Source organism: Parageobacillus thermantarcticus, assembly GCF_900111865.1.
In the GTDB taxonomy this organism is placed as follows: domain Bacteria; phylum Bacillota; class Bacilli; order Bacillales; family Anoxybacillaceae; genus Parageobacillus; species Parageobacillus thermantarcticus.
On sequence record NZ_FOJS01000001.1, the window covers coordinates 372895 to 390484 of the forward strand.

Genomic DNA, 17590 nt, shown 5'->3' on the forward strand with positions numbered 1-17590 from the left:
GAAAATAATGGGCTTTTTAGTCGTTGACCGCGTTTCCCACACATATTTTACAGAAAAAACAGCCGTTACCGCCTTGGAAAATATATCGTTTACGGTGGAGAAAGGGGAATTTGTCTCCTTTCTCGGCCCAAGTGGCTGCGGCAAAACAACGTTGCTTTCGATTATCGCCGCATTAATCAAGCCGACGAAAGGAACCGTTTTCGTCGAAGGAAAAACATTAGACTGCGCGCGGGCAAGCGCCGGATATATGCTGCAGCAAGACTATTTATTTCCTTGGAAAACGATTGAAGAAAACATTTTGCTTGGCTTAAAAATCATGGGAACATTGACGGAAACAACAAAAAAGCGGGCGCTTGATTTGCTTGACTATATCGGCTTAAAAGGAGTGGAAACGCATTATCCTAGTCAGCTCTCAGGCGGTATGCGCCAGCGCGCCGCACTCGTAAGGACGTTGGCGACAAACCCGAAAATGTTATTGCTCGATGAACCGTTTTCCGCACTCGACCACCAAACGAAATTAAAGCTGGAAGAGTTAGTATGGCAAACGTTAAAAGATTATGAAAAAACAGCGCTGCTTGTCACGCATGATATTGGTGAAGCGATTGCGATGAGCGACCGTATTTTTCTATTTTCCACAAAACCGGGAAAAATCGTGCGCACCTTTATTGTTCCCGATGAATTGCGCCGTTTATCGCCGTTTGCGGCGCGGCAGCATCCGCAATTTTCCGCGCTATTCCAATCGATTTGGAAGGAGCTTGATCAGCTTGAAACAAACAAATGAACAAATTCATTCCTTTCATCAGCAGTACATTGCGTCACGAAAAAAAGAAAAGCGGCTTATTCGCTTTTTTCAGCTCGCGATATTTGTTTCCTTTTTCTCACTATGGGAGGTGGCAAGCCGGCAGCACTGGGTCGATCCGCTTTTGTTCAGCTCGCCGTCAGCGATTTGGGACTTATTTGTTCAAAAGCTGGCCGACAACTCCCTCGTTACCCATACGTTCATCACTTTATTGGAAACCTTGTTAGGGTTTATTATCGGCACGGTCGCAGGGGCATGTTTCGGCGCCCTTCTTTGGTGGTTTCCACGTTTGGCGAAAACGCTTGATCCGTATTTAGTCGTGTTTAACGCCATGCCGAAAGTGGCGCTCGGCCCCATTCTCATCGTCGCTCTCGGTCCGGGATTCACTTCGATTATCGCGATGGGAGTCATTATTTCCGTTATTGTTACGACGATTGTCGTCTACTCTGCTTTTCAAGAAGTCGATGCCAACTATCTCAAAGTATTGAAAACATTCGGCGCCACCCGCTATCAATGTTTTAAGGAAGCGGTGCTGCCATCGTCGTTTCCAACGATTATTTCCACGTTAAAAGTCAATGTCGGTTTATCGTGGGTCGGGGTCATTACCGGCGAATTTCTCGTCTCCAAGCTGGGACTTGGCTATATGATCATTTACGGATTCCAAGTTTTTAACTTTTCGCTTGTGTTAATGAGCCTGCTCGTCATCGCGCTTTTATCGACCGTCATGTATCAAGCTGTCAGCATCATCGAAAAAAAGCTAATGAAACACCGTTAGAGACGTTCGCCGCACCATAAAGAACGTCTCTTTATTTCTTTTAACGTATATTGCAATACATCGTCCTTCATGATAAAACTAAACCGTTCATCAAAGCGAATATTTTCCGGCAATGAACGCAACAACACCGGACCGTCTGTTTCCAAATAAGAGGACTGCTCGACGATCGCCGCGATTTCCGCAAAGTATATATTTTTTACAATGGACGGCTCTACTTTATATTGGCCAATATACGTTAACGAATCGACAATTCCCCCCGTTTCTTCTTTCACTTCGCGAACTGCGGCTTGTTCCGGCGTTTCTCCCTTTTCTACTTTTCCACCGGGAAATTCCAACCCGCGTTCTGGATGATTCGTTAGCAGCCATTGTCCTTCGTAGCGGCAGACGACCCAAACGTGGCCGGGCTTTAGTGAAAACGGATGATCCATAAACGACAATAATACGCGATTTCCGTAGTAGTCCAAAAAAGCATCCATCCTCGTAAACCTCATTCCTACTTTCTCTTCACCTTCATTATACTTGCAAACGACGTCACAAAAAAAGCCACCAACATCGGCGGCTTTCGTTTTATTCTGCCGTTTCCTCCCGGATGAATCCAAGCGAACGAATATGTTCTTTTGCTTCTTCGTTTCCCAGCTTATAAATAAGCTCGTATATTTTCTTTAATGTTTCGTCATAAGCATCGTTTTCACGATCATAGTGATATTGAACATACGGAACATGAGTGCGCCAAAACGCCTGCCAATCTGTTGAATAGTTTTGATCGAAATACTCGCGCAATTGAATGATTTCATCATCTGTCGCTTCAATTTGAAAATCCCACGGGGAAGCCGTCCTGACTTGCGAAATCTCCCCTGTTGCGATCGACACATAGTACGTTTTCTTTTGCTGCTCCGCCACGCTTGTCATCTCCTTATGATCTAGCTTCTTCATCATTTAGTGTGGGGAATGCAAAAAAAAATTATGCTTTAAAATTAGTTCGTCTCTGTAACGAGCATTGTTATGGTATGCTGCAAAGAAGGAAAATGGCATAGAAAAAATCACTCCTTCGCTAGCGAAGGAGTGATTTGTAAACGATAATTATCGGCCAAGGAACGATTTTAACATCCATACATGTTTTTCTAAACTTTGATGAATTCCAAGCAACATGTCACCTGTCGTTTCATCTCCAACTTCATCAGCTACTTGCATTCCTTCTTTTAATTCTTCAATCATCGTTTCAAAATCGCTCACAATCGTTGCCACCATTTGTTCCGCTGTTTCTTGCCCAGTCGCTTCTTTTACGGACGATTGTTCTAGGCATTCTTTCATCGTCGCAACCGGCGCCCCGCCAAGCGCAAGAAGACGTTCCGCCAGTTCATCGATATGTAGTGCAGCCTCGTTATACAATTGCTCAAATTTCTCATGAAGCGTAAAAAATTGCGAACCTTTTACATACCAATGATAATTATGGAGTTTAATGTAAAGAACACTCCAATTAGCAATCTGCTTGTTCACAATGTCCGTTAATTGTTTTGCCATACTTCATTCCTCCTTTGACAGTTAAAGCAATAATAAAACATATCAACCTATATTGTTTCCCATTGCCAACATGATATACTTTTCCAATTGCTTCTTTCATCCATATTTTACACGGAAATAAACAATATAGCAAAATTTAATATCTATCGACATTAGGAAACAACTTAACACATTTCCTTATTATTGCAATCGTTGACTAAAAGAAAGCAATCTAAACAAAAAAGCTATCACCAATTCGATGATAGCCATTTGTCATTATCCAAACACTTTCTTTAATTCCTCTTTATCATGCTCTAGCCAGAAGCGCATTAACCGCTTTGCCCCTTCGAGATCATGCAATTTTGCTTGCCCGCATTGCCGCTCCGTCGCCGCTGGAACTTCCGTAGCGTTCAACGCATCTTTCATCGTCTCTTCCAGCAAGTCAATAATTTCATCAACGGTCGGCGAACCGCTTACAACAAGATAAAATCCAGTTTGACAACCCATTGGCGAAATATCAATAATATCGAAATGATCGTGCTTTTCCGCGTGTTTGCGGATCGTATAAGCCAACAAATGCTCAAGCGTATGAAGTGCATCCGGTTTCATCGCTTGCTTATTAGGCTGGCAAAAACGAATATCAAATTTATTCACAACGCCATCGCTTCCAACTTTATGAACACCACAATGTCTGACATATGGCGCTTTCACAGCGCAATGATCCAATTCGAAGCTTTCGACTGAAGGCATGCGATCATCACTCCTACTTTGTTTTTCTTTTTTCATCATACACCGAAATCCGATTTTTTTCATCCTTTTTGTATAGATTATTTCGAGGCGTTTATATACGTATTTGTTCCACCTTTATGATATGATATACTTTGCGAATCAAATCGTTTCTTCGTTAGGTGTGTGAGGAAAATGGCGAAAAAATTATTGATTGCCTTCATCCGTTTTTACCAAATTTTCATTTCTCCGTTAAAGCCGCCGACATGCCGGTTTTATCCGACTTGCTCGCACTATGGTTTAGAAGCGGTGAAACGGTTTGGCGCCATTAAAGGCGGCTGGCTGACGATCAAGCGGATTTTAAAATGCCACCCGTTTCATCCAGGCGGATTCGATCCTGTTCCTGAAAAACAGAAAGACAGCAAACGGTAAGCACCGGTTTTGCGATCGCGAGCTTAAACTTCACCCTGCAGATGGTCCATAGATTAAATGAGGAACGCTAATAGCCGAATGCCGATCGATTCCCTGCATTTGCTTTTTTTGCAATGAATCGTCATCTTTTTGTTCCCAAATCGTAATCATTACGATATAATAACAATGGCTTGATGGAGTCGATATCAATCTATTTGAGGAAGGGATGGAGATGAAAACCAAATCGTTTCTTTTGTCTCTATTGCTTGTCGTATTCGGCTTTTTATACGGCTGCAGCACGGAAACAAATGAGCAACAATCCAAAAAAGATGTTTTAACAATTTATACGACCGTTTATCCACTTGAAGATTTTACGAAAAAAATCGGGGGCGATTATGTTCACGTACAAAGCATTTATCCTCCCGGCGTCGAAGCGCATACGTTTGAACCGACAACAAAAACGATGAAGCAGCTCGCGGAAGCGGATGCGTTCATTTATATTGGGCAAGGGATGGAAGGATTTGCTGATAAAGCAAAAGAAGCATTAAAAAATGAACGAGTTCATTTTCTCGCGGCCGCTGAAGGAATCGAACTATTGGACTCCGCTCATGAAGAGCATTCGCACGAACACGAGCGCGAACATGGGCATCACAGCGATAAAGATCCGCATGTATGGCTTGACCCAATTCGTTCCATCGCGATGGCTGAACATATTCGCGATTTGCTCATTGAATTAAAGCCGGAGAAAAAGGAAGTATTTACAAAAAACTTCGAAACATTGAAAGCAAAATTAGAAAAGCTTGACCAACAATTTCAGACGGTCGTAAAAAAAGCGGCGAAAAAAGAAATTCTCGTCGCACACGCTGCCTACGGATATTGGGAAGACCGCTACGGCATTCGGCAGCTGAGTGTTTCCGGACTTTCGCCAACGAATGAGCCTTCGCAAAAAGAATTAGCGGAAATCATTAAAACAGCAAAACAGCATCATATCAAACATGTCATTTTTGAGCAAAATACAACGTCCAAAATTGCCGAAATCGTAAAAAACGAGATTGGTGCTGATTCTTTGCAGCTGCACAACTTAGAATCGCTAACTTCCGAAGATATAAAAGCAAATAAAGACTATTTCACGCTTATGGAAGAAAATATTCGCGTGCTACAAAAAGCGCTTCAATAAATTTACAGTCTGCCTCACACGTTGGAGGCAGACTGCTTTTTTGCAGATGATCATCCTTCTTTTAGACAGTTTTGGCGCATATATTCATTTGGCGCTTACTTATTCCGCTATCCTTATATTATTGCAGTGAACGCACATATTCCGCAATCGCCGCAATTTCCCCCGGCGTCAACGTTTCCACCTCTTTTGTCTGATGGCGCTCGATCGCTTTTTCAATCGTTTTTGCGCTGCCATCATGCAAGTAAGGGGCAGTCGCCCATACGCCTCGCAACGTTGGGGTATCCCATTGTTTCGGTGTGCGCGGATTCGTAAAATGCGCCCGTGCGTCACCGTTAGACGGCTTATCATTCGGATTTGCCGTACCGATGTCATGCAAATAATTCGTATTCGCCGTTGTCAAACGTCCGTTAGCATCGACCGCTTTAGGGCTGTCTGTGAAATATTCGCCGCCGTGGCAGCTGAGGCAATTTCCTTTGCCGTTAAAAAGCTTTTCCCCTTCCTTCGCCTTCGCCGTCAAGCTTCCGTCCGGATTGCGGTATGGGCTTTTTGGAACCGGAAAAGAGCTTGGATCTTCTAAATAAGCGAGCAATGCGTCATACATATGCTGCACGTCTGGAGGCAGCGGCTTTCCGGCGTCAACGCTTGTCATTCCGCCCATTTCGCTCTGCACAGTATGAATATAATCGGCAAAATCATCACGCGAACCGTCCCACATAAACAATCCTGTTTTCGTTGCTAAAATGTTGCTTGGAACGTTGCGCGGACCTTTCGGCGTCAGTAAAGTAAGTTTATTGATGTCGCCGTCGCTATGGCAAGATGCACAGCTCATCCAGTTATTCCCCGTAATATTTATCGCAAATTCATCGCTATTGGCGCTATAAAAGATCGTTTTCCCTTCGCGCACAAGCGGCGATAACGAATCTTTGGCAATTAAACGGATCGTTCCTTTCACCGCTTTTGCTTTTGCGTACGGGCTGTTTCCTCCCGTTTTGATAATGGCAAGATCATGGCTCATCGCATTATGCACGTACAACGTTTTACCATCTGGGGAAATGACAATCCCGCGCGGATTATTCCCTTCAATGCGCCGCAAAATTTGCGTAGCATTCCCGCCTCGCTGCAAATCAAACACGACCAAATCTTCGCTTCCCGACATGATCGCATACGCTTTGCTTCCATCCGGTTGAAAGGCAAGATCATAAGGATTGGAAACGATCATCGTTTGATTGTGGACATCCGTTACGTTGATTTCTTCAAATAGCTCTTTCCGTTCGTCCGTTAGCTCTACATCGTTTTGCAAATCAATTACAGAAATCGCTGGAAACACCGTTTCTTCAAAATTAATGGGAGTGTCAATATTCGTCAGTAAATGAGGAATATACGCTTTTTTTCCGTCAGGCGCAATCACGATTTGCTCTAGCGTATTTGGAATGCCTTGGCTTTTTTTGCGGTCTTCTTTATCCGGCGACGGAGCGAGCGCAATTTCTTTCAGAACACGGTTTTGTTTCGTGTCAACAACGCTAACTTTGCCATCTAAATATTGCGTCACATATAATTTTTTCCCATCAGCGGTTAAGGCGAGCGCGCGCGGCCGATCGCCGACTTTAATTTCTGCTTTCTTCTCTCTTTTCGCTAAATCAAATACCGATAAAGTGCCGGAACGATAATTCGCCACATAGAGCGTTTGACCGTCTTGGCTTGTCACTAAACCAAATGGCTCGATTCCCGTTTTTAAATGATCAACGACTCTTTTCTCTTTTAACGAAATGACATCGACGCGATCGTCGTACATGCAGGAAACGTATAGCCACTGCTCATCCGGGCTTAAAGCGAGCTGCCTTGGCTCTTTGCCGACTCGGATTTCCGCTTCCTTCTTTTCGTTTTCGTGTTAAAAATAGTGACCGAATTGATGTCGATGTTGGCGATGTATAATGTATCTCCCTTTTTGTTGATCGCAATATTATCGCTATGAACCGGTTCATGGCGAATCGTTTTCGTTTTCGCATCAAAGGCTGGACTTATTTGACAGCCTCCCATCACCAACAAAACTAACAACATACATAGCCATAACCACTTTTTCATAACGTTCCCCCGCTCATCACTTTAGAATGATAACCATTATCATTGTATAAAGCAAAGCGGCAATCATTGCGATTTGCCGCTTTGCTTATTTCCCTTTCACTTCCACATTCAACAAAATCGGAGCAATGCCATACTTTCCATGCCCTGCTTGCACTTGCGGCACATGGTCATGATCAGCATTTCCGGATTTGTCGTCCTTTTTATATACATCGCCTGTATCCCAAAACTCGCTCGCCTGCATGCCCTCTTTGAGGCTCGGGCCGTCGATGATGCGGTCATAAAAATCGACGTAGCGCGAAATAATCGTTTCCCGCTCCAACGCTTTCACCGTTTCATCTGCCTCCGTGTTATTTAAGTTATTTAGCGCGACGCGGAATACGCCCGAAAGCGCCCCGGCGACAAATGGCGTATATTCGATTTTTCCTTTTCCAGTGCGATATACGCGCAGTTTCTTATCCCAGAAATGCTTATCCATCGCCGCATAAATTTTACGAGCTGCATCGCGGTATTGTTCATCCTTCGTCGCTAAAAACGCTGCCGTTAACCCACGAATTGCACCAAGCTGGGCAAGCAATGTCGGCTCTGACTTTTCAGCTCCTTCGCCAATGACGTATCCGTTCGCTACAAGTCCGTCTTTTCTCATTAAATGTTTGATGATAAAGTCTGCTTGGTTTTTTATTAATTCCAACGCCCGCTTTCCTTCCGGCGTTTCTAATCCTTTCGCGTCCTCACCGCTTGCATAACCAACCGGAAGCCCGTCGATTGCGCGCTCGAAAATGCGCAGCGCTTCCATCGTATATCCGGCTTGGAACGTATCGACGCGTTTTCCTTGCTGCTTGCCGTCATGTTCTTCAACAAAAGCGCCGATTTTCGGGTTAAAGTGCATCGCATCGATGTTTTTAAATATTTGCAATAGCACATCCCGGTTCACCGAGTATGGGTCGGTGGAAGAAATATCGTTCGCCGCATCTGCATCTAAGTTTTCTTTCGGTGCGCTCGGGTACGGTGCGCCATCAAACACCGCCAAAAAGGCAGGATTTTGGTTTTTGTTTTCCGGACGCTGGTCGGTCATGCCGTAAAATTCCGAAGCCGGCCAAAGCATCAACCATTGGTCTTGAAGCAAGCTCCGCGGGTCTTCCACTTGCAATTGTTTTACGTTTGGCGCAAGTTGATTGCCGTCCTCGACCACTTGAACTTTATGCGGTAAGTAGACGAATCCATGTGCCGGATTGTAACGGCTTCCTGATGCTTTCGTCAACGATTGGTTATTAGCATTATAAAATAGATGATCACGAATATAGTTCAGTTTGTTCCAAATTTGCTCTGTTAAAATCATTCCTTGCATTCCGTCCGCCGAACTAACGCCGAGAGCGATGTTTTCATCTTTGTCATCGTTTGGCGTTTTTGCTTCTATTTCTTCATCTTTATCTACTGTATGAAAACCGCCTAAAAAGTCGACCGCCCAAAGCGCTTGTTTTAAAAAGACACCGCCGTAAGCGGACGGGGTTAATACTTTTTCCATCTTATTGCGATCCCAACGCAGCGATTGGAAATCGACTTGGTATACAGGCACATATGTGCCATCGTCATTTTCCGCATATACGCTCGTATCCACTTTTTGCGCATAATGAGGATCTCCGCTTGCGTACTCAATAAACGTTGGGAACATATTGCGGAAAATCTCTTCACGCGGATAGCCAACGCTGTCGGCTAATTCATAAAAACGTTCCGCCAATGCCTCGTCACTAGTCTTATGTACGTTTTTCGCCAATCGCTTCGCAACCGGACCGTGAATTAAATGAAGTCCAAGCCCCGACTTTTCCGTCACTTCATACATCGCTTCTTCCGAATATTCATATGATTCGATGCCAGCCGTATAATCAAATTTCGTCGGTTTATCAATCTTTTGCGCGTCTAATACATCCAAATCTAAGCCGAGCGATTCTGCCAATGGTTCGCCAGATAGTTCAAATTCGGAATAAGCAAACATGTTGCCCGCCGTGTCAAATGTATAATCCGTTACAGGCACTTGCAAATCTGCCTTTGCATGTTTTTGCTTTGTTTCTGTTTCTTTTCCGTTGGAAGTGCAAGCGGAAGCGAGCAACAGCGAGGACGTAAGCGCCGCAGCTGTCATCGCTTTCCACGATTTTCGTTTCATGTCGGACCCCCTATAAATTATAAATAACGATTTTCATTCTCATTTATTTTTCATTTATTTTAATATAAAATAGTGGAAAACGTAAACTATTTTATGTAACCAATATAAGCTGCAATGCATTGGGCGTTTCCACCATCCGTTTCCCCGTAAGAAGAGAGCAAAACTCGATCTTCTTTGGGTAAAAACCAAACTTTTGTTTGCAAGCAGCAGGGGCAATTTGCATATAATGGTGAACAAAACTTTGGTCATCTTCTAACAGCAGCTTTCGAATCGTATACGTTCCGTTATCTTCATAAACAAAGTCAATGTCTACATGCGTTTTTCCTCGTCCCTTCCCATGCCGATAGGCCGCTTGCACAAACAAAAGAAATGGAGACTGCCGCGCTTCTGCGCAAGAGGTAAAAAATTGAAGCAAATGGTCGGTGATTTTCGCTAAAACGGTATAATAATGAATTGGTGACTCAAACAAATGTGGATGAAGCAACTGTCGATATGTTTCAATCAGCTTTAACATGTAAAAAGGAGATCGCAATGACGGAACGGCACGGTAGTATTCGACCATCACGTTGCGTATCACTTTTCTCACAGCTTGTTGCCATGTCGTATCCCCTTCATGGCTAATCATCGCTTTCATCATTATGTACCCCCGTCATTTTCTTTTTTCGATTTTTTCAATAACAGAATGAATAGAGCTCCAAGAACGTTTGACAAAATAAATTGGCTTGTCTTTGCTTTTCGCTTTTTGTTTGATTGCTTTTGCTAAATTATGATTAACGTAATCCGTCATGACGAAAACAATATCGACATGTTCTGGAATGCCGCGTTTCACCATATTGACTTTGCGGCCATCAAGATGGATGATTTCTTGAAAACCTGAATCGATTAGTTTATCCGTAATATTTCCTAAATGATCTGCACCCACCACTAATAAAGATGTCATCGTTCCCCCTCCTTTACTGCCTTTTCTTATTTTTATTCTAATTGAGAATGATTTTCTATGTCAATTGCAATGATAAATATTTTCAATAAAATTGCTTGTAGTTTCCTTCATAACTTTTTATCAAACAACCAAACTAAACGTGTAGGTTATTTTCATACGATGGGGGGATTCATATGGCAAAAGATGTGCTTTGTGAAGTGAAAAACTGCCATTATTGGGCGGAAGGAAACCGCTGCAGCGCGGAATCGATTTATGTTGTAAGCCATAACGGGAAAATGGCGTCGGATTCCACCGAAACAGATTGCAAAACGTTTATTCCTTCAAATGAAGCGTAATGCAAAAGAACACGAAGCCTTTGGCGGTTGCGCCAAAGGCGCGATGCCTACATAGTTTAACAAAGCGAGGCGATATTTATGAGGAAAAAAGAAAGTTTAATTAAAGCGTTTAAAGAGGAAGTAAAACGGACGAATCCAATGACATTTCCGATCTGCGTCGACTCATTTACAAATTTATGGCAATATGAATTTGGCGCATTGGACGACTTGCCTCCAGAAGTCGAAAAACTCATTGCTTATCGCGCCGTAGAATTAGGTTTAATGGATGATTAAAAACGGGGCTTACGTAAGAAGCCCCTTCCTAAATTAATTGTTTGGAATTAGCTGTTTTAATTCACGGCGCAATAATTTTTGCGAAGCGTTGCGCGGCAATTGTTCGACAAAATAAATTTGTTTCGGGATTTTATATTTCGCTAAACGCTCTTGGCAAAATTGTTTTAACTGTTCTGCCGTTACCGAATAACCGCTTTTTAATTTCACAAACGCACATGGCACTTGTCCCCACGTTTCATCATCGATCCCTGTAACTCCCGCTTCTTCTACTGCCTCATGGGAAAGAAGCACCGCTTCAATTTCAGCTGGATAAACGTTTTCTCCGCCAGAAATGATCAGATCGGAACGGCGGTCTAATACATATAGAAATCCGTCTTCATCGATATACCCGATATCTCCCGTATAAAACCAGCCGTCGCGAATCGCTTCTTCCGTTGCATCCGGCCGATGCAAATATCCTTTTGTCACATTTGGTCCTTTTACGACAATTTCTCCATGTTCATACGGACGGGCCGCTTTTCCGTCCTTTTCGATGCGAAGCTGCGCTGGAAACAACGGCTTTCCTGCGGAACCGAGTTTTGTTAAACTATATTCCGGCGCAAGCGTGACAATTTGCGACGACGTTTCCGTCATGCCGTACGTCTGATAAACGGGAATTCCGTTTGCTTTACATGCTTCCAGCAACGGTTTCGGAGCAGGCCCGCCGCCAAGCAGCATGCAGCGAAACGTTTCCGGATACCGTCTTTCGCCAAGGTCGGCGAGCATTTTTTGCAACATCGCACTGACGACAGACATTATCGTAACTTTTCCAGCGATAATGAGATCATTGGCTTTTTTCGCATCGAAAGCGCGCATTACATACATGCTCATTCCATATATGACGCTTTTCATCATAATCGATAAGCCGCTAATATGAAAAAACGGAACGGCCGCAAGCCAGCAGTCATTCTCATGCAATCCTAGATTTAAAGCCGAACCGATAGCGCTCCACCAATGATTTCCGTAAGTTTGCAATACCCCTTTTGGCTTTCCCGTCGTTCCTGACGTATACATGATGGTAGCGACATCGTCCAAATGATAATATTGCTGAAACTCGGCTTCCGCCTTAGGCAGCGCGGACAATTCACTTACGGTAATCACCCGAACGTTTTCTTCGATTCGGTCCGCCAACTCATCATCGGCAATAACGCACACCGCGCCACTATCTTTCAATTGCCAAGCAAGCTCATAGGAAGTCAACCGCGTGTTTTGCAGCAAAACAACCGCGCCAAGATAATGAAGGGCGTGAATCAATTCGATCATCGCCACACTGTTTTTCATGAAAACAGCGACGATATCTCCTTTGCGCACTCCTGCGCTTGCGAGCTGACGCGCCTTTTTCGCGGCAGACTCATGAAGCTCCATAAACGTTTTTTGTGCTCGTTCATCATAAACAGCAACACGTTCCGGTGTCAAAAACGCCCGCTGCATAAGCCAATTTGGAAGCGATGTTTGCATGTTCCTTGCTCTCCTTCCTCAATAAAGAAACAGCTTGATGGGATTCATCAAGCTGCTTTCGCTTTACTTTTCTTATTATCTAGCCTCAAGCGCCTTTCGCTTTGCTTACGGAAAACGCGGGAATTGTTGGAAGTTTGGTTTGCGTTTTTCTTTAAATGCGTCTCTTCCTTCTTTTGCCTCATCGGTTGTATAGAATAGCAGCGTTGCGTCGCCGGCGAGCTGCTGAATGCCAGCCAAGCCGTCAGAATCGGCGTTAAACGCCGCTTTCAAGAAGCGAATCGCCGTTGGGCTTTTTTCTAAAATTTCTTGCGCCCATTTCACTGTTTCTTCTTCCAATTGCTCTAATGGCACCACTTTATTGACAAGTCCCATTTCCAACGCTTCCTGCGCGGTATATTGGCGGCATAAATACCAAATTTCACGCGCTTTTTTATGTCCAACAATACGCGCTAAATAGCCCGCGCCATATCCGCCGTCAAAACTGCCTACTTTCGGACCAGTTTGTCCAAAAATCGCGTTGTCTGCCGCAATCGTCAAATCGCAAACAACATGCAACACATGACCGCCGCCGATCGCATAGCCAGCGACCATGGCAATCACAGGTTTCGGAATAACGCGAATTAATCGCTGCAAATCTAATACATTTAGCCGCGGAATTTGATCTTCACCGACATATCCTCCATGGCCGCGCACTTTTTGGTCTCCTCCGGAACAAAACGCTTTTCCGCCTGCTCCCGTTAAAATAATGACGCCGATTTTAGAGTCATCACGCGCATGTGAAAAGGCGTCGATCATTTCGGCGACGGTTTTTGGACGGAACGCGTTATGTACTTCCGGGCGATTAATCGTAATTTTCGCAATGCCGTTATACGTTTCGTATATAATATCTTCATACTCGCGTTCCTTTACCCACTCAATGGCCATTATAACTCTCCTCCTTTAATAAACTCACTTACTATTTTAGCAAAAATCTCTCGTTGTTCCACATGAATTGCATGCCCCGCTTGGGCGACTTTTACCATTTCGCAATTTGGAAGGTATTTCTTCATTTCTTCGGCAATCCGACAAAACTTTTGATCCCATTCTCCGCATAAAAGCAATGTCGGCACGTTTACTTCCGATAAACGGTTCCACCATGAAGGCTGCTTTCCAGTCCCCATTCCCCGCAAACTGTTTGCCAATCCTTTTTCATTATTGTTTAACCGTTCATTGCGAATTTGCTGCTGTACGCTAACAGGCAAGCGCTTTTGTGATGCAAAAAGCGGCATGTTTTCCCATTTTTCGACAAACGCCTTCACACCATATCGCTCTATTTCTTCCGCTAACGCTTCATCCCTTTCAATTCGTTCGCGTCTTTCCTGCATCGTTTTTAATCCCGGAGAACTGCTTTCTAATACTAACGTCCGGACGAGGTGAGGATAAAGAATCGCAAACGTTAGCGCAAGCCGCCCGCCCATTGAGTATCCCAACACATGGGCGTCTTGCAAATGAAAATGCTGCAATATTTTTTCCAGATCAGCAGCAACTTTTTCTATTTCGTAGCGCGCTGGATCGTTTGGCGAATCGGTCAGACCGTGCCCGATGATGTCTACAAGAATAAGTTGATAGTCACGCCAATATGGGAAAAAAGGTTTCCACGTTTCCACACTTCCAGTAAATCCGTGCAATAGCAAAAGCGGTTCCCCTTCGCCGAACCGTTCGACATGGTAAGAAACTCCGTTGGCGAAAATCTTCATACTGCTCCCCTTTTTTCGAGAAATTCCGCTATTTCCTGGGAAACCTTTTCCCACAAAAGGCGATGCATTTTTACATTATTTTCCCTTGACGTGCATACTTCCACTACATGAAGACCATCGGTTGTTAACGATTGAGTTACACAATCGCGAAATTCATCCCATGTCGCGATTTTTGCGAAATTTCCTCCATACATGCGAACAACATGGGCAAATTGCAAATCCGTCGGCGTGCCAAACAGCATTTCAAAATGTTTTTTATGCTCCGCCTGCGGCAAAAACGAGAAAATTCCGCCGCCGTTATTATTAAGCACGATGATCGTCGCGTGCAGTCCGTGCATTTTTGCCGCCAACAGCCCGTTTAAATCATGGTAAAAAGAAAGATCGCCGATGACAAGCACAAGCGGCTCGGCAACCGCGCTCGCTCCTAATGCGCTTGACACAACACCGTCAATCCCGTTGGCGCCACGGTTCGCTAAAATGCGAATTTGTTTATCGTTTGCAAAGAAAAATGTATCCGTGTCGCGGATTGGCATACTGTTGCCGACAAATAACGTTGCCCCGTCCGGAAGCAATCGCGAAAGTTCCGTAAACACTTTGCCTTCGAATAATTCTTCGCCTGCCGTTGCTTCAAGAAGCACCGATTTCGCGATATCGTTGATCGCTTTCCACGTCGTCGACCATTCGCTTTTGTTCCGCTTCGGTTCGCCAATACGAATAAGCTGGCGGCAAAATTCAATTTCATCGCAGTACACCATGTACGACGCAGTTAATGTCGGTTCCCGCCAACCGCCTTCCCCATCAACGACAATTTGTTTAATATTAACATATCGCTTCAGCAGAAGGAATAACGGTTTAGAGACAGGCATGGCGCCAAAACGGATCACGACATCCGGAACCAATGAAGCGGCGATCTTTTCATCTTTTAAGATCGCGTCATAACTGTCAATGATATACTCTTTCGCGTGCGTTCCGCTGCGCAGTTGGGAAAGCGGATCTGCTAAAATAGGATAATCGAGCATTTCCGCCAATTTCGTGACCGCCTCGGCAAATTCGGGCCGATCGATTGGCCCGCAAACAATCAGCCCTTTTTCAACAGAAGAAAATTCATCGTATAACTGCTGAATTTGCTCGATGCCGATCGTCATTTTTCCCGGGATGACCGTTGTATAAGACGGCTCTTTCGCTTCGATTTGCTTCCATGTTTCTTCGTGGACTACCGGCACAAGCGGCTCGCGCAACGGAAAGTTTAAATGAACGGGGCCTGACGGAGCGCTGATCGCCGTCCCTGCTGCTTTTGCCGCCATCGTCCGCGCATAGCGGAGCATATCCGGCGTTTTTTCCGGCAGCGCCATCTCGACGAACCATTTCGTATATTTTCCATATATGTTCAGCTGGTCAATCGCTTGGGGCGCCCCGACATCACGCAATTCATGCGGACGGTCTGCCGTGATGACAATAAGCGGTACACGCGAATAATGCGCTTCTACGACCGCTGGAAAATAGTTCGCAACCGCCGTTCCTGACGTACAAAGAAGGGCGACAGGACGCCGCTTTGCTTTCGCCATGCCAAGTGCAAAAAACGCGGCGGAGCGCTCGTCAATGTTCATATGTACGCGCATCGCCGGATGTTCTGCCATCACAATGGCAAGCGGGGTCGAGCGCGATCCCGGGCTTACGACAACATCTTTTACTCCATTTTTCGCTAATTCATCAATAAATGCAGCTATATATAATGTTAATGCTTCATTCATTTCTCTCCACTCCTAGTGCCGATAACATCGGGGTAAATTTCACTTTCGTTTCTTCATACTCGCTTATCGGGTCAGAATCACCGACTACTCCGCAACCTGCGAAAATGAACGCTTCTTTTCCACTCAAAAGCCCTGAACGAATGGCGACGGCAAATTCCCCATTTCCTTCTGCATCCATCCAGCCGATTGGCGCCGCATACCATCCCCTGTCTAACGGTTCAATTTCGCGAATTTCCTTCATCGCCTTTTCTCGCGGTGTTCCGCCAAGCGCCGGCGTCGGATGCATTTGCTCTACAATCGATAAAACGGATGCAGCATGACACTTTTCTCCGATCACAGGAGTATATAAATGTTGAATATGCTGCAATTTTAACAATTGCGGAGAAGCCGGCATATCCACATGCTCGCAAACCGCTTCGATCGCTTCTTTAATCATCTGAACAACAAATTGATGTTCACGAAGGTTTTTCTCATCATGCATGAGCCATTGTCCTAGCTGTTCGTCTTCCTGAAATGTTTTGCCACGGCGTATCGATCCAGCCAAACAAACAGAATAACACGCATCCCCTTCCTTTTTCACAAGCTGTTCCGGAGAAGCGCCAATAAAACATTGCCCTTCTTGTTCAAACGCAAAAAGATAACTAAACGGCTGTTGTTCGCGTAATCGCCACAAAACAGCACTCGGATCAATCGTATCTGCAAACGATAAACGCGCCTCTCTTGCCAGCACTACTTTATCCAACTTTCCTTTGCGAATATTTCCGATCGTTTTTTCGACCGCATGAATCCATTCTTCTTTTTGAATTTCTTCATATTTTACTAATTTCGGCAATGAAGATGTCGGCTGTCTCTGTTCTTGAGATAACAGCCGCATCAACATTCCTATTTTTTCTATCACTTCTTCATGACATTCGGAAGGCACCGTCACCGTTAATGTCGCCTTTTTGTTTTTAAGCGATAAAAGAACCGTCGGCACCACCATTTTTGCGTGAGGGAAAGCGCGCCATTTGTCCGTTTTTGGTTTGTGCGGATCAAATGAAAAACCTCCAAACAAAATCGGCGTTGCATCGGTTCCATTATGGTAGGAAGCTATCTCTTCCATCCACCGCTTCCACTGCGTTTCTACACTGTGAAAACGCTGCTCCTTTTCTTCTGTTTCGATGCTATACGTGCAGCCAAGCCCTACATAAACGGTTTCGTTCGCGCGATCCGACCAATAAAACCGCTCGCGAAAAGAACACGCTTGTCCTAACGCAAAAAAATAAACCGGATCTACACGATCCATTTCCCCGCTCCAACTAATGAACGGGCGATTCGTTTTTTTCCCGATGAAACGCAATTGTTCTTCTATTTTATGCTGATATAAAATTGCCACTGTAATCCCGCTTTCTTCATCGTTATTGCTTATTTTCTATTTTTCATTATATATA

18 protein-coding genes and 1 pseudogene are annotated in these 17590 nt (G+C 44.5%); 6 read left to right on the forward strand and 13 right to left on the reverse strand.

All coding sequences use genetic code 11. The features are described 5' to 3' along the window. The first annotated feature begins 7 nt into the window (after nucleotides 1-7). Complete coding sequence (locus BM278_RS01895; RefSeq protein WP_090947705.1) at nucleotides 8-781, forward strand: ABC transporter ATP-binding protein; 774 nt, start codon at nucleotides 8-10, stop codon at nucleotides 779-781. After that, nucleotides 765-1574: an ABC transporter permease gene (locus tag BM278_RS01900; protein WP_090947706.1), complete on the forward strand. Its 810-nt coding sequence runs from the start codon at nucleotides 765-767 to the stop codon at nucleotides 1572-1574. The genes BM278_RS01895 and BM278_RS01900 overlap by 17 nt, the downstream gene beginning before the upstream one ends. Here BM278_RS01900 and ytkD read toward each other — a convergent pair. The 4 genes from ytkD to BM278_RS01920 all read right to left on the reverse strand — a co-directional run bounded on the left by ytkD (nucleotide 1571) and on the right by BM278_RS01920 (nucleotide 3824). Further along, a complete protein-coding gene (gene ytkD, locus BM278_RS01905; protein ID WP_090947707.1) occupies nucleotides 1571-2050 on the reverse strand; it encodes an RNA deprotection pyrophosphohydrolase in 480 nt (159 codons plus the stop codon). The genes BM278_RS01900 and ytkD overlap by 4 nt on opposite strands. 91 nt (nucleotides 2051-2141) lie before the next feature. Then, on the reverse strand, nucleotides 2142-2474 hold the full coding sequence (locus BM278_RS01910; RefSeq protein WP_090947708.1) for a hydrolase: 333 nt from the start codon (nucleotides 2472-2474) through the stop codon (nucleotides 2142-2144). A gap of 180 nt (nucleotides 2475-2654) precedes the next feature. Further along, on the reverse strand, nucleotides 2655-3095 hold the full coding sequence (locus BM278_RS01915; protein ID WP_090947709.1) for a Dps family protein: 441 nt from the start codon (nucleotides 3093-3095) through the stop codon (nucleotides 2655-2657). 255 nt (nucleotides 3096-3350) lie between these two features. Further along, entirely contained in the window at nucleotides 3351-3824 is a 474-nt protein-coding gene (locus BM278_RS01920) for an S-ribosylhomocysteine lyase (protein ID WP_090947710.1), read from the reverse strand. Between the two features lie 171 nt (nucleotides 3825-3995). On the opposite strand from BM278_RS01920, the gene yidD reads away from it, so the two are divergent. Further along, nucleotides 3996-4232 (forward strand): membrane protein insertion efficiency factor YidD, encoded by a 237-nt coding sequence (yidD, locus tag BM278_RS01925; protein WP_090947711.1) that lies wholly within the window; start codon nucleotides 3996-3998, stop codon nucleotides 4230-4232. Between the two features lie 211 nt (nucleotides 4233-4443). Further along, nucleotides 4444-5388: a metal ABC transporter substrate-binding protein gene (locus BM278_RS01930; protein WP_090947712.1), complete on the forward strand. Its 945-nt coding sequence runs from the start codon at nucleotides 4444-4446 to the stop codon at nucleotides 5386-5388. A gap of 118 nt (nucleotides 5389-5506) precedes the next feature. Here the strand turns inward: BM278_RS01930 and BM278_RS01935 are convergent. The 4 genes and pseudogenes from BM278_RS01935 to BM278_RS01950 form a co-directional block, all read right to left on the reverse strand. Next, nucleotides 5507-7470: pseudogene (locus BM278_RS01935) on the reverse strand (beta-propeller fold lactonase family protein). Nucleotides 7471-7555: 85 nt separating this feature from the next. Beyond that, nucleotides 7556-9628: a hypothetical protein gene (locus tag BM278_RS01940; protein WP_090947713.1), complete on the reverse strand. Its 2073-nt coding sequence runs from the start codon at nucleotides 9626-9628 to the stop codon at nucleotides 7556-7558. A gap of 91 nt (nucleotides 9629-9719) precedes the next feature. After that, nucleotides 9720-10265 carry a hypothetical protein gene (locus BM278_RS01945; RefSeq protein ID WP_090947714.1) on the reverse strand — a complete coding sequence of 182 codons (546 nt, stop codon included), beginning with the start codon at nucleotides 10263-10265 and terminating at the stop codon, nucleotides 9720-9722. Nucleotides 10266-10277: 12 nt separating this feature from the next. Next, nucleotides 10278-10568 (reverse strand): DUF2325 domain-containing protein, encoded by a 291-nt coding sequence (locus tag BM278_RS01950; RefSeq protein ID WP_090947715.1) that lies wholly within the window; start codon nucleotides 10566-10568, stop codon nucleotides 10278-10280. Between the two features lie 173 nt (nucleotides 10569-10741). Here BM278_RS01950 and BM278_RS01955 point away from each other — a divergent pair, with 173 nt between their 5' ends. Together BM278_RS01955 and BM278_RS01960 are read left to right on the forward strand one after the other, a co-directional pair. Continuing rightward, complete coding sequence (locus BM278_RS01955; RefSeq protein WP_090947716.1) at nucleotides 10742-10903, forward strand: DUF1540 domain-containing protein; 162 nt, start codon at nucleotides 10742-10744, stop codon at nucleotides 10901-10903. A 78-nt stretch (nucleotides 10904-10981) separates the two neighbouring features. Continuing rightward, nucleotides 10982-11176 (forward strand): hypothetical protein, encoded by a 195-nt coding sequence (locus BM278_RS01960; protein ID WP_090947717.1) that lies wholly within the window; start codon nucleotides 10982-10984, stop codon nucleotides 11174-11176. A gap of 33 nt (nucleotides 11177-11209) precedes the next feature. Here BM278_RS01960 and BM278_RS01965 read toward each other — a convergent pair whose 3' ends face one another. The 5 genes from BM278_RS01965 to BM278_RS01985 all read right to left on the reverse strand — a co-directional run bounded on the left by BM278_RS01965 (nucleotide 11210) and on the right by BM278_RS01985 (nucleotide 17535). After that, nucleotides 11210-12673 (reverse strand): o-succinylbenzoate--CoA ligase, encoded by a 1464-nt coding sequence (locus BM278_RS01965; RefSeq protein ID WP_090947718.1) that lies wholly within the window; start codon nucleotides 12671-12673, stop codon nucleotides 11210-11212. A 105-nt stretch (nucleotides 12674-12778) separates the two neighbouring features. Continuing rightward, nucleotides 12779-13597 (reverse strand): 1,4-dihydroxy-2-naphthoyl-CoA synthase, encoded by an 819-nt coding sequence (gene menB / locus BM278_RS01970; RefSeq protein ID WP_090947719.1) that lies wholly within the window; start codon nucleotides 13595-13597, stop codon nucleotides 12779-12781. Beyond that, the gene (gene menH, locus BM278_RS01975) at nucleotides 13597-14409 is read right to left on the reverse strand and encodes a 2-succinyl-6-hydroxy-2,4-cyclohexadiene-1-carboxylate synthase (protein WP_090947720.1); all 813 of its coding nucleotides are present in this window, start codon (nucleotides 14407-14409) and stop codon (nucleotides 13597-13599) included. The genes menB and menH overlap by 1 nt, the downstream gene beginning before the upstream one ends. Beyond that, nucleotides 14406-16160 (reverse strand): 2-succinyl-5-enolpyruvyl-6-hydroxy-3-cyclohexene-1-carboxylic-acid synthase, encoded by a 1755-nt coding sequence (menD, locus tag BM278_RS01980; protein ID WP_090947721.1) that lies wholly within the window; start codon nucleotides 16158-16160, stop codon nucleotides 14406-14408. The genes menH and menD overlap by 4 nt, the downstream gene beginning before the upstream one ends. Then, a complete protein-coding gene (locus BM278_RS01985) occupies nucleotides 16153-17535 on the reverse strand; it encodes an isochorismate synthase (RefSeq protein ID WP_090947722.1) in 1383 nt (460 codons plus the stop codon). The genes menD and BM278_RS01985 overlap by 8 nt, the downstream gene beginning before the upstream one ends. Between the last annotated feature and the right edge of the window lie 55 nt (nucleotides 17536-17590).